Below are 12735 nucleotides of genomic sequence, written 5' to 3'. Positions count from 1 at the left end.
AGATGGCCAAATCTCCGGCCGAGATTCGTGAATTGCGGGCCATGCACCCGAAGATGCGCGAGCGCGATTTCGCGCGCATCCGCGGGATTTCCGAAGCCGAACTGACCGCCGCTTTCGTGGGCGAGAGCGTGGTGCGGCTCAACCCCGACGTTGCCGTTCTGCTCGAGGGCCTGCCTGCCTGCGGCGAGGTAATGGCGTTGACGCGCAACGAAAGCGCCGTCCACGAAAAGATCGGCCCCTATGAGGACGTCAAGGTCGGTCCGATGAGCGCGCTGGTGCTCGGCGACGAGATCGACCTGCGCATTTTCCCCAAGAAGTGGGCGAGCGGCTTCGCGGTCCGCAAGGAGGACGGCGAGGGTGGCGTGCGCCATTCGCTGCAGTTCTTCGATGCCGCCGGCAATGCCGTGCACAAGGTGCATTCGCGCCCGGCCACGAACATGGATGCCTGGAACGAACTCGCCGCGCGTCTGCGGGCCGAGGACCAGTCGCAGACCGTCGAGATCGGTGAAGTTCCCGACGCCGGCGCGGTGGATGCAGCTGCCGCCGCGAACGCCGAGGAATTGCGTGAAAACTGGTCGCGCCTCACCGACACGCACCAGTTCTTCGGCATGCTCAAGAAGCTCAATCTCGAGCGCCTGCAGGCCATGCGCATGGTCGGCAATCAATATGCCTGGCCGCTCGATCCGTCGGCGACCGAACAGCTGATGCACGGCGCGGCAGGCATCTCGCTGCCGATCATGGTGTTCGTCGGCAATGCCGGCTGCATCCAGATCCATGGCGGACCGGTGGCCAAGGTCGAGCCGATGGGGCCATGGCTCAACGTGCTCGACGAGACCTTCCACCTGCATCTGCGTCTCGACCAGATCGTGGAAGTCTGGGCGGTGCGCAAGCCGACTTCGGATGGCCACGTGACTTCTGTCGAGTGCTATGGCGCCGACCAGAAGCTCATCATCCAGTTCTTCGGCAAGCGCGTCGAAGGGCACGATGAGCGGCCCGAATGGCGCGCGCTGGTCGAGAGCCTGCCCGCACTCGCCCAATCGACGGCGGCCTGAGAGACGCGATCATGACGCTGCATTTTTCCAAGCCGCTCAAGGCCTTGACGCTGGCGGTCGCTTTGCTGGCGACGCCTGCCCTGGCGCAGGACCTCAAGCCGTTCCCCGATACGTCCCGGCTGGTGGCCGTCGGTGGCTCGCTGACCGAAATCATCTTCGCGCTGGGCGAAGAGGGCCGGCTTGTCGGCCGCGATTCCACGGCGGTCTATCCCGAGGAGGCGCTCAAGCTTCCCGATGTCGGCTACATGCGGGCGCTCTCGCCCGAGGGTGTCCTCTCGGTGAATCCGAGTGCGCTGCTGGTGCTCGAAGGTTCGGGGCCCAAGGAAGCGCTGGACGTGCTCTCCAAGGCCAGCATTCCCTACGAGACCGTGCCGGAAGGCTTCACGCACGAAGGCATCCTTGCCAAGATCAAGGCGGTGGGACAGGCCCTGGGCGTCGAGGATAAGGCCAGACAGCTCGCTGAAACCGTCGACAAGGACCTCAAGGATGCCGAGGAGCTGACCAGGGACGTGTCGCAGCGCCAGAAGGTGCTGTTCATCCTCTCGATGCAGGACGGCAAGATCCAGGCTTCGGGCACGGGCAGTGCGGCGAACGGCATCATCGCACTGGCCGGCGCCGAGAACGCCATCACCGATTACCAGGGCTACAAGGCCCTGACCGACGAGGCGATTATCAACGCAAAGCCGGATGTGATCCTGATGATGGATCGTGGCGGCGAACTGGCGGTGAGCGATGAAACGCTGTTCTCCCATCCGGCCCTGTCGCTGACGCCGGCCGGGCAGAACAAGCGCATCGTCCGCATCGACGGCGCCTATCTCCTCGGCTTCGGTCCGCGCACGGCATCGGCCATCCGCGACCTCGCCAAGGCCATCTACGGCGACAGCCTTTCGGGGAACTGAGCCATGACCGACCTCACTCTCAAAGCCTGGTTTGCCGCACAGGAGCGTCCGGCGCGTGCCGGGGACAGGGCCCGGCTGGCGGGAGTGACGGTCATAGGCCTCGCAATCTTGCTGGTGGTGGTGTCGCTCTTCAGCCTCACCACCGGCGCATCCGGGTCGAGCGGCTGGGCGGTTATCGAAAGCTGGTTCGGGCTGGTCGACAAATCCGATCCCGCCGTGCTGCGTGAGCAGGTCATCATTTACGACATTCGGCTGCCCCGGCTGGTGCTGGGCATCCTGATCGGCGCCGGACTGGCAGTTTCCGGCGTCGTGATGCAGGGTCTTTTCCGCAATCCACTGGCCGATCCGGGCCTGGTGGGCGTCTCGGCCGGCGCCGGACTGGGGGCGGTGGTCATCATCGTGCTGGGCGGAACGATCGCCGCTCCGCTCGTGGCGCTGCTCGGCATCTATACCCTGCCGCTCGCGGCGTTCGGCGGTGGGCTGGCGACGACACTGACGCTCTATCGCGTCTCGACCTCGCGCGGGCAGACGGCCGTGGCCACGATGTTGCTTGCCGGCATCGCCATCGGCGCACTGGCGGGGGCCGTTACCGGCGTGCTCGTCTATCTCGCCAACGACCAGCAGCTTCGCGACCTGACCTTCTGGGGCCTTGGTTCGCTCGCCGGTGCAACCTGGCTCAAGATCGCGGCGGCCGGTCCGATTATCGCGGTGGCCATCGGGGCGACGTTCTTTCTCTCCAAGGGGCTCAACGCACTGACACTGGGCGAGGCGACGGCAAATCATCTCGGCGTGCCGGTGCAGCGCTTCAAGAACATCGCCATCGCCGCCGTGGCTGCGGCGACCGGCGCCTCGGTTGCGGTCAGTGGCGGCATCGGCTTTGTCGGCATCGTCGTGCCGCACCTGTTGCGGCTCGTCATCGGGCCAGACCACCGCTTCCTGCTGCCGGCCTCGGCGCTGCTGGGCGCTTCGTTCCTGTTGACGGCAGATGCCATCAGCCGCGTCATCGTTGCCCCCGCCGAACTGCCGATCGGCATCGTCACCGCCTCGGTAGGTGGCCCCTTCTTCCTCTGGATCCTGCTGCGCCGTCGCGATCGGCTGGCCTGGTAACATCATGCTTGCTGCCCACGACGTTTCCGTTGCTATCGGCGACAAGATCATCATCCATGAAGTCGCCTTCTCCGCCCGTCCTGGCGAGATCACGACGATCATCGGCCCCAATGGCTCGGGCAAGACGACCTTGCTCAAGGCGCTTTGCAGCGACCATGCCTATACCGGCCGTGTGACGATCAACGGTAACGACCTCAAGCGCCTCAGGCCCTGGCAGGCGGCGAGCATGCGCGCCGTGCTGCCGCAATCGACGACGCTGTCCTTCCCCTTCACCGTGCGCGAGGTCGTGGCGCTTGGCACCACTGCAGGCCGCTCGGGCGTCGACAATCCCGATGCCTTGCCGGAGGAAGCGCTGGAGCGCGTCGACCTCGCCGGCTTCGCCGGGCGCTTCTACCAGGATCTTTCGGGGGGCGAGCAGCAGCGGGTGCAGTTGGCGCGCGTGCTCTGCCAGGTCTGGCGGCCCGTCCTCGACGGCGCGCCGCGCTATCTGCTGCTGGATGAGCCCGTCTCCAGCCTCGATATCAAGCACCAGCTTGCCATCATGCAGATCGCCCGTGAATTTGCCGAAGCGGGGGGCGGGGTGATCGCGGTTCTACACGATCTCAACCTCGCCGCCATGGCGTCGGACCGTATCCTGGTGATGCGCAAGGGTCAGGATGTCGCTTTCGGCACGCCGGGCGAGGTGCTGCGCGACGACATCATCAACGCCGTCTTCGATTGCAACCTCAAGGTGGGTGTCGTTCCACGCGGGGAAGTGCCGTTCGTGCTGCCGCAATCGTCAGCGGCCTGATTCTTCGAACAGTGGCGGAACTTCGTTTCTCCGCCTTGCATAAAATTGGAATGCCCACGCTGCCTTGCGAGTGGGATTGCCTGAGCTTACGCTGTATCCATGTGCCCTCAGAGGCGGCCGTGAGAGCCGCCGACGCGCCGTCCCGGACGGCTGGATGAACAAGGAACACGTCAAGATGAACAGCGTCATCGCTCCCCGCAAATTCACCGCAGTGGCCCTTGCCGCGCTGATGTTTGCCGGCACGGCCTTCGGCGTCTCCGCGCAGGATTTCGACGCCAGCGCCACCATCAATATCGGCTCGCTCTACGAGCCGCAGAACCTCGACAACACCGCCGGTGCCGGGCAGGGCGTGAACGAGGCTTTCAACGGCAACGTCTATGAGGCGCTGTTCAAGCTGACCGATGCGGGTGCCGTCGAGAAGTCGCTGGTGGCCGACTACACCCAAAGCGAGGATGGCCTAACCTATACGTTCAAGCTGCAGCCGAACGTGAAATTCCACTCGGGCGACCCGCTGACCGCCGCCGACGTCAAGTCCTCGATCGAGCGCGTCGTGGCCGAGAACTCCAAGTCCTCACGCAAGAAGAGCCTGTCGGTCATCGATTCCATCGAGACGCCCGACGATGCCACGGTCGTAGTCAAGCTCAAGAGCCGCTCGATCTCGCTGCCCTATAACCTCTCCTATGTGTGGATCGTCAACGACGCTGCCACCGACATCACCTCGACCGAAGACGGCACCGGCCCCTACAAGCTCGCCGACTGGCGCCGCGGCTCGGCCCTCGCGCTCGAGAAGTTCGACGGTTATTGGGGAGCCGCGCCGACCAATGCCGGCGTGACCTACAATTACTTTACCGACGCGACCGCGCTCAACAACGCGCTGCTGACCGGCGCAGTGGACATCATCACCTCGGTGCAGAGCCCGGATTCGCTGGCCCAGTTCAAGGACAATCCGCAGTTCACGGTGACCGAGGGCGCTTCGACGACCAAGGAAATCCTCGCCTATAACGACCGCGTGGCGCCGTTCGACAACGTCAAGGTCCGCAAGGCCCTGGCCCGCGCCGTCGACAAGAAGAAGCTGCTCGAATCCATCTGGGGCGATTACGGCACGCTGATCGGTTCGTTCGTGCCGCCGACCGACCCCTGGTACGTCGACCTGACCAATGTCGACCCCTATGACCCGGAAAGCGCCAAGGAACTGCTCAAGGAGGCCGGCTTCCCGGACGGGTTCGAATTCACCATCGACACCCCCGACTACGATCCGCATCCGATCGTGGCGCAGTTCCTGCAGAGCGAATTCGCCAAGGTCGGCGTCAAGGCCAACATCAACATCATCACGGCCAACGAGTGGTACACCAAGATCTACCAGTCGCATGATTTCCAGGCCACGCTCCAGGAACACGTGAACCACCGCGACATCGTGTTCTACGGCAACCCGGACTTCTACTGGGGCTACAACAACCCGACCGTGACCGATCTCATCGCCTCGGCCGAAACGCAGCCGACCGAAGCCGACCAGACGGCCAAGCTGCTGGAAGCCAACAAGCTGATCGCCGAGGACGCAGCCAGCAATTGGCTCTACCTCTACCCCCAGATTGTGGTATCTGCGGCTAACGTCAGCGGCTATCCGATCAACGGCCTGAACTCGCAGTTCTTCGCCTACGGGATCAAGAAGGCCGCTCAGTAAGGTCTTTTTCAGCCGGCGGAAGGAAAGCCCTATTCTCAGCTACACCATCCGCCGGCTGGTCATTCTGGCACTGTCGCTGCTTGTTGCGGCGGCAGTGCTCTTCATTCTGCTTCGGCTGCTGCCGGGCGATCCGGCCAATGCACTGCTCTCTGTGGGCGCCGATCCGGCCCAGATCGAAGCGGCGCGCCGGGAGGTGGGCTCGGACCTGCCGCTTTTCCAGCAATTCCTGCATTTCCTTTCGAGCCTCGCCCGCTTCGACCTCGGCACTTCCTTCGTCAGCAAGACGTCGGTGCTGGGCGAAATCGGCAACCGCCTCGCAGTGACGATGCCGTTGACGCTGATGAGTTTCGTCCTGGCGCTGATCATTGCCGTGCCGCTCGGCATCGTCTCGGCGGTCAAGGCCGACAAGTGGTATGGCGGCCTGATCTCGATCGTCTCCCAGCTCGGCATCGCCATTCCGGTGTTCTGGGTCGGCATCCTGCTGGTCACGATCTTTGCGGTGAACTTCAAGCTGTTTCCCTCATCCGGCTTCCCGCTCAAGGGCTGGAGCAATTTCGGGGCGGCGCTCTATTCGCTGCTGCTGCCCACCATCACCATCGCGCTGGTGATGTCGGCTTCGCTCTTGCGCTATGTGCGCTCGGCGGCGCAGGACGTGCTCGGCAGCGACTATCTGCGCACGGCGCGGGCGCTGGGTTCAAGCTTCCCCGAAGCGCTGATCCGCCACGGCATCCGCAACGGCTCGGTGCCGGTGATCTCCATTCTCGGTATCGAACTGGCGACGGCCTTCCTCGGCGCCGTGGTGGTGGAGAAGGTGTTCGCGCTACCGGGTTTGGGCTCGATGCTGCTGCTGGCCATCCAGCAGCGCGACTATCCCAATGTGCAGGGCGTGCTGTTCATCTCGACGCTCCTCGTGCTGCTGGTCGGCTTCTTCGCCGACCTGTTGCAGCGCGTCATCGATCCGCGCCTGCGCGACAATCGGGCGAGGCCGGTATGAGCACGGTCGAGGAAACTATGGCGCTGCCGCCCGCCAAGCCGAAGGCGCGGCATTCGTTCACCCTGTGGCTGGGGCTGGTGCTGGTCGGCATCCATGTGGCCATGGCTGCGCTGACCCTGTTCTGGACGCCCTACGATCCGGGCAGCATGTCGGGCGGGCGCCTGGCGCCGCCGTCATGGGAACACTGGGCCGGCACCGACCGGCTGGGCCGCGATTTCTTCACGCAGATCATGATCGGCTCGCGCATCGCGCTGATCGTGGGCACGGGCGCTGTGGCCATCGGCGCGGTGATCGGGGTCACCTTGGGCATGCTGGCGGCGTTCGCGACCAAGTTCTGGGACGACGCGCTGGCCGCGGCCCTCGACATTCTCATCGCCTTCCCGACGCTGCTGCTGGCCATGCTGATCGTGGCCTTGGGGGATTCGGCGAGCCTCTTCACCGCCATCCTGGCGCTGGGTATCGCCATCTCGGCCATCGTGGCGCGGCTGACGCGCATCCTCGCCAAGCGCGTGCTGGGGCAGGACTACATCATCGCCTCGCGCACCTCGGGCACCTCCTGGCCGGGCGTGGTCTCCAGGCACGTGCTGCCCAATATCTGGCCGACCCTGTCGGTGAATTTCGCCCTGCAATTCGGGCTGGCGGTGATCGCGGAAGCTTCGCTCTCCTATCTCGGCCTTGGCGCGCCGCCGCCTAATGCTTCGTGGGGGCGGCTGCTGCAGGAGGCGCAGGGCACGGTCTATACGGCGCCGATCGGCGCGATCGCGCCGGGCATAGCCCTGGTGACGCTGGTGATCGGCATGAACCTGCTGGCCGACGGCCTGCGCGATATCGGCGACCCGACGCGGAAGAGGTCGCGATGAGCGCGTTGCTGGACATCAGGAGCCTGACGCTGCGGACGGGCGCCGAGACGCTGGTTTCGGACCTGTCATTCGCCATCGAGCCGGGCGCGCGGCTCGGCCTGATCGGGGAATCCGGGTCGGGCAAGTCGCTGACCTCGATGGCCGTGATGGGGCTCTTGCCCAAGAACATGTCGGTCGAGGGCTCGATCCTGCTCGATGGGCAGCAGGTGGTGGGCACCCGTGAAGGCACGCTCAACAAGCTGCGCGGGCAGGCAGCGGCGGTGGTGTTCCAGGAGCCGCTCACCGCGCTCGATCCGCTGATGAAGATCGGCCGGCAGGTGGCCGAGCCGCTGCAACGGCGCTGGACGCGCGAGGGGCGCCGGCTGGACGGCCGCGACCTCAACCGCGAGGTGATCGGGCTGCTCGAAGAGGTGTCGCTACCGACGCCTGAGCGTATCGCGGCCTCCTTCCCGCATGAGATTTCGGGCGGACAGCGGCAGCGCGTGGCCATCGCCATGGCCCTGGCCTGCCGACCCAAGCTGCTGATCGCCGACGAGCCGACGACGGCGCTGGACGTGACCACGCAGGCCGAGGTGTTGAAGCTGCTCGACAGCCTCGTGCGCGAAAGCGGCATGGCGCTGCTCTTCATCAGCCATGACCTGCCGGTGGTGTCCCAGATCGTGGAGAATGTGGTGGTGCTGCGCAAGGGCGTGGCCGTGGAGACCGGGCCGGTGGGCGAGGTTTTCGCGCGGCCGCAGGATGCCTATACGCGCTCGCTTGTCGACGCCGCGCAGCAGTTCGACCGGGCGCTGGAGGGCGTGCGATGAGCATCGTCTCGGTCGAAAACGTGAGCTTCGGCTATGGCCGCGACCGGCTGGTGCTCAACGATGTGTCGCTGACGGTCAAGCCGGGAGTCAGCATCGGGCTGGTGGGCGAGAGCGGGTCGGGCAAGACCACGCTCCTGCGGCTGCTGCTCGGGCTGGGCAAGCCATCGACGGGACGCATCCTGTTTGGTGACGAAGTGCTCGACGCCGGCAATCGCGGCTTCATGCGCGATTATCGCCGCAACGTGCAGGCGGTGTTCCAGGACCCATACTCCTCGCTCGATCCACGCCAGACGGTGCTGGGCATCATCTCCGAGCCGCTGGAATCGCTCGGCATTGCCGGCGATCACCGGCAGATGGTGAGCGCGGCGCTGCAAGCGGTGGGGCTGGAGGACAACATCCTCGGGCGCTACCCGCACGAATTCTCCGGCGGGCAGCGCCAGCGCATCGCCATCGCCCGCGCCATCGTGGCGCGGCCGCAACTGGTGCTGGCCGACGAGGCGGTGAGCGCGCTCGATCTTTCCACCAAGGTGCGGATCGTCGATCTCTTCAAGCAGCTCGCCGCACAGATGACGCTGCTCTTTGTGTCGCACGACCTGGGCGTGGTGGCGGCGCTCTGCGAGGAGATCGTGATTTTGGAGCGCGGGCGGATTGTCGAGAGCGGCAACACGCACGAGATATTGAAGAACCCGCAGCATCCCTACACGCGAACCCTCCTGGCGAGCGTGCCGCGGATGCCGGAAGTGACTACCTAGCGCCTGCCACATGCACAGGACTTCCCCGGCCGCAGAACCGGGCCTATTGCACCCCTCCACCCGAGTGGAGAAATCCGTGGGCCCCGGCTCTGCGGCCGGGGAAGTTCAGTGGTGGTGGCAGGTGCAGAGACCGGAAACGAGGACTGAACAAATGACCGACTATCTCACCCAACTGGACGCCTGGAAGGCGCATCGTCTGGAGCGGCTCAAGGCCGCCGATGGGTGGCTCAACGTGATCGGCCGCTACTGGCTGGAAAACGGTACGGTGACGGTCGGCTCGGCGGCCGACAACGACCTCGTGCTCTCCGCCGGTCCGGCCCATGTCGGCACCGTGACGCAGGACGACGAGGGCGTGACCTTTACGCCGGCCGATGGCGGTGCGCCGGTGCGGCTCAAGCTCGACAAGCACCATCCGCCGCGCTTCCATTCCGGCTCGCTCTTGCTCGAAGTGACGACGCTCAATGGCGAGCATGCCTTGCGCGTGCGCGACACGGAATCCAAGGCCCCGGCAGAGTTTCCGGGCATTCCGTATTTCCCGGCAGATCCGAAATGGCGAGTCGTGGCGAATTGGGAATTGCTGGACAAGCCCATCACCATGACGGTCGATACCGTGCTCGGCATCCCCACCGAAGTGACGGTGACGCACAAGGCCGTGTTCCAGCACGACGGGCAGACCTATGAACTGATCGCGACGCACGGCTCGGCCGCCTCGCCGCAATTCGTCATCAAGGACCCGACCTCGCGGACGGACACCTACCCGGCCTCGCGCTTCCTCTTCGGCGAGGACGTGACTGACAAGACCATCGTGCTCGACTTCAACAAGGCCATCAATCCGCCCTGCGCCTTCACCGAGCACGCCGTCTGCCCGCTGCCGCCGCCGGAAAACGTGCTGCCCTTCGCCATCACCGCCGGCGAAAAGCGGGTGGCTAACGGGCACTAAGTCCGTTGACCGCAAGGCGGGCATAGCGAATTATGCCCGCCATTGCGGAGAGGTCATTTTGAGTAGCAATCCCTTGTCGGGCCGCCGGTTTCTGCCGGCCGCTCTCGCCGTGGCCGTTTCCTGCTCGCACGCCATGGCCTTCGAGCCGTGGCAGGCCGAATACTGGCGCACCCCGGAATTCTTCACCCAATGGGGGCTGGAGACTATCGGCGCCGAGTACGCCTATGCGGGCGGGCTGGACGGCACCGGAGTCAATATCGGTGTTCTCGACGCCGGCATCGACATGTCTCATCCCGAATTCGCGGGCCGCAATTTCCAGGGCTGGGCGCTTGACGGCGTGCGCTGGGACAGCGGTCTCAACGGCCATGGCACCATGGTCGCCTCGGTCCTGGCGGCCAATCGCGACGGCAAGGGAACGCATGGCGTGGCGCCGGGCGTGACCCTACTCGAAGCCTCGCTGCTCAATCGCTATGGCGGGATCGATGATGCCGCGGTGGCCGGCGGGCTCAACTGGCTCATCGGGCAGAACACCGATTTCATTCTCTACGAGCTCGGCCACACGGGATGGACGGTCAGGGACTACGATGTAGAGACCGCCTACAGGGTCATCACCGCTCCGGTCATCGATGCCTTTCACCGCGCCGTTGATGACGGCATCGTGCTCATCGTTCCGACACACAATGACTTCCTGGACGATCCCAGCGTCGAAGCCGGGCTGCCGTATCTTTTCCCGGAGCTGGAGGACAACTGGCTGGCGGTGTCCGGCTACTATTACGGCAACAAGTGCGGCGTAGCGAAGAACTACTGCCTGACCGCGCCGGCGGACGATATCTATGTGGCCGTTCCGGGCGGTGGCTACGACCATGTCTGGGGCACGTCCTTTGCCGGTCCGCACGTGGCGGGCGTGGCGGCGCTGGTGAAACAGCGCTTTCCCTACATGACCGGCAACCAGATTAAGCAGGTGTTGCTCGGCACCGCCTGGGACGAGAATGGCGATGGCGTCGATGACGTGTTCGGTTACGGGCTGCTGCAGGCCTGGGCCGCGGTGCTCGGGCCGGGCAAATTCGACTGGAACGATTTTCACGTCGTGCAGCCCGATGGCGTCAGCTCCTGGTACAATTCCATCAGCGGTGACTACGGCCTCATCAAATCCGGCGATGGCGTGCTGATCCTGCGTGCGGACAACACCTATCTCGGCGACACGCGCGTGGATGGTGGCGATCTCGTCATCGAGGGCAGCATTGCCTCCCGAACCTTCATCGATGCCGGCGGCACCCTGACCGGAGACGGCACGATCTACGGCGATCTTGAAAACCGCGGCATCTTCCAGCCCGGCTGGGGCAGCGACGGCGGCGTGATGACGATCGAGGGCGACTACACCCAGTTCGCCGGCGCCACGACCGCGATCTATCTTGGCGGCAAGTTTGGCCCCAGCCTCGCCAGCATTTCGGGAACGACAAGCCTTTCCGGCAACCTGGCCGCGCACGTGCTGGCCGGCGGCTATGCAGGCGACGCCGAATACGAAGTCCTGCAGGCGGGCTCCCTGAGCGGCGCCTTTGACGCCGTTATCGACGACATGGCGTTTCTCGATACGAGCGTGCGGGCCGACGCCAATTCGATCTATCTGGGCATCAGCCGCAACGCGACGACCTTCCGCTCGATGGCGGTGGGCGCCAATGGCGCGGGTGCGGCTGGCGTCATCGAGAACCTGGGCATCGGCAACGGCGTCTTCGACGCCGTCATCGGCCTGAGCGCCGCCGAGGCCGGGGAGGCTTTCGAGCAGCTTTCGGGGGGCGGACAAGCCTCGGTCGCGACGTCCCTGATCGCCACCGGCAGCATGGTGGGATCGATGGCCAACGACCGGCTCCGCAGCGCCGCCGGATCGGCGGGCGCGACCGAGATACCGGTGATGTCCTATATGCCCAGCGCCTCGCCGCTGATGATTTCGGTGCCGCAGGGGCCGAGCTACTGGACCAGCACGCAGGCCGGCTGGGGCAGCGGCGGGGCGCAGGACCGGTTCAGCGCCGGCCAGCTCGTGGGTGTCGACAATCTCTTCGGCGACTGGCGCGTCGGCGCTCTGCTCGGCTTCGGCAAGACCGCCACCAATTCGCCCGGCATGAAGGCGGACGGCACCGACTACCACCTCGGCCTCTATGCGGGTACGGAATGGGGCAATGTCGCATTGCGCACCGGCGCCACCTATACGCGGCACGATCTCGAAACCACCCGTACCCTGTCGCTCGGCGGCGCGGCGCAGACGCTGACGGCCAGCTATGGCGGCAACACGGCGCAGGCCTCTGCCGAAATCGGCTACGGCATCGAGGCCGGTGATTTTCGCTTCGAGCCCTTCGCGGGGCTGGCCTATCTGAATGTCTGGACCGAGGGGTTCGCCGAAACCGGCGGCGCCGCTGCGCTGTCGGGCTCGAGCATGTCGGTTTCCACCGTGCTCTCGACGGTCGGCATCAACGCGCAGACGAAGCTGGTGGTCGGCGAAACCGAAACCACCCTGCGCGCCGGGCTGGGCTGGCAGCATGCCTTCGGCATTGAGGCGCCGGTTGCCACCCACGCCTTCGCGGGCAGCGGCTCGTTCGACGTGACGGGGCAGAGCATCGACGGCGACACGGCTTTGCTGCAGGCGGGGATCGACCTGCCGCTGAGCGAGAATGCAAAGGTGGGATTGACCTATGGCGGTCAAGTTTCTGCCAATTCACGCAGCCATGGCGTCAAGGCGGAGTTGCGTGTCAGCTTCTAGAAGCGAGTCGGCCTGCCTACCCACGGGGGGCCAGACTCCCGTGGATCGTGCAGGAGACGAGATTTATGAGCGGCGACTATCGTGATGGTTCGGCGCCGAACC

Annotated in this window: 11 protein-coding genes; all 11 read left to right on the top strand. The window is 65.3% G+C overall.

Translation table 11 applies throughout. The annotated features are described in order from the left end of the window. Positions 1 to 2 precede the first annotated feature (2 nt). The 11 genes from JNE37_RS03810 to JNE37_RS03760 all read left to right on the top strand — a co-directional run bounded on the left by JNE37_RS03810 (position 3) and on the right by JNE37_RS03760 (position 12633). Positions 3 to 1052 carry a hemin-degrading factor gene (locus JNE37_RS03810; protein ID WP_379124396.1) on the top strand — a complete coding sequence of 350 codons (1050 nt, stop codon included), beginning with the start codon at positions 3 to 5 and terminating at the stop codon, positions 1050 to 1052. Between the two features lie 11 nt (positions 1053 to 1063). Then, complete coding sequence (locus JNE37_RS03805) at positions 1064 to 1951, top strand: heme/hemin ABC transporter substrate-binding protein (protein WP_203065368.1); 888 nt, start codon at positions 1064 to 1066, stop codon at positions 1949 to 1951. 3 nt (positions 1952 to 1954) lie between these two features. After that, positions 1955 to 3058 carry a FecCD family ABC transporter permease gene (locus tag JNE37_RS03800; protein WP_203065367.1) on the top strand — a complete coding sequence of 368 codons (1104 nt, stop codon included), beginning with the start codon at positions 1955 to 1957 and terminating at the stop codon, positions 3056 to 3058. 4 nt (positions 3059 to 3062) lie between these two features. Further along, entirely contained in the window at positions 3063 to 3848 is a 786-nt protein-coding gene (locus JNE37_RS03795; RefSeq protein ID WP_203065366.1) for a heme ABC transporter ATP-binding protein, read from the top strand. 229 nt (positions 3849 to 4077) lie between these two features. Then, positions 4078 to 5529, top strand: coding sequence for an ABC transporter substrate-binding protein (locus JNE37_RS03790; RefSeq protein ID WP_246513634.1), 1452 nt, complete (start codon positions 4078 to 4080; stop codon positions 5527 to 5529). 94 nt (positions 5530 to 5623) lie between these two features. After that, a complete protein-coding gene (locus tag JNE37_RS03785) occupies positions 5624 to 6523 on the top strand; it encodes an ABC transporter permease (RefSeq protein ID WP_425511501.1) in 900 nt (299 codons plus the stop codon). Between the two features lie 17 nt (positions 6524 to 6540). After that, positions 6541 to 7383 (top strand): ABC transporter permease, encoded by an 843-nt coding sequence (locus JNE37_RS03780; protein WP_379124441.1) that lies wholly within the window; start codon positions 6541 to 6543, stop codon positions 7381 to 7383. After that, positions 7380 to 8189, top strand: a complete 810-nt coding sequence (locus JNE37_RS03775; protein WP_203065364.1) for an ATP-binding cassette domain-containing protein — start codon at positions 7380 to 7382, stop codon at positions 8187 to 8189. The genes JNE37_RS03780 and JNE37_RS03775 overlap by 4 nt, the downstream gene beginning before the upstream one ends. Next, positions 8186 to 8941 (top strand): ATP-binding cassette domain-containing protein, encoded by a 756-nt coding sequence (locus tag JNE37_RS03770; protein ID WP_203065363.1) that lies wholly within the window; start codon positions 8186 to 8188, stop codon positions 8939 to 8941. Before JNE37_RS03775 ends, JNE37_RS03770 begins: the two co-directional genes overlap by 4 nt. Positions 8942 to 9092: 151 nt before the next feature. Then, the gene (locus tag JNE37_RS03765; protein WP_203065362.1) at positions 9093 to 9881 is read left to right on the top strand and encodes a DUF1684 domain-containing protein; all 789 of its coding nucleotides are present in this window, start codon (positions 9093 to 9095) and stop codon (positions 9879 to 9881) included. A gap of 58 nt (positions 9882 to 9939) precedes the next feature. After that, positions 9940 to 12633, top strand: coding sequence for an autotransporter serine protease (locus JNE37_RS03760; RefSeq protein WP_203065361.1), 2694 nt, complete (start codon positions 9940 to 9942; stop codon positions 12631 to 12633). The last annotated feature ends 102 nt before the right edge of the window (positions 12634 to 12735 follow it).

Origin of the sequence: Paradevosia shaoguanensis, from assembly GCF_016801025.1 — a bacterium.
In the GTDB taxonomy this organism is placed as follows: Bacteria; Pseudomonadota; Alphaproteobacteria; order Rhizobiales; family Devosiaceae; genus Paradevosia; species Paradevosia shaoguanensis.
The sequence above is the reverse complement of the archived record's forward strand: the minus strand, read 5'-3'. Positions and strand labels throughout refer to the sequence as shown.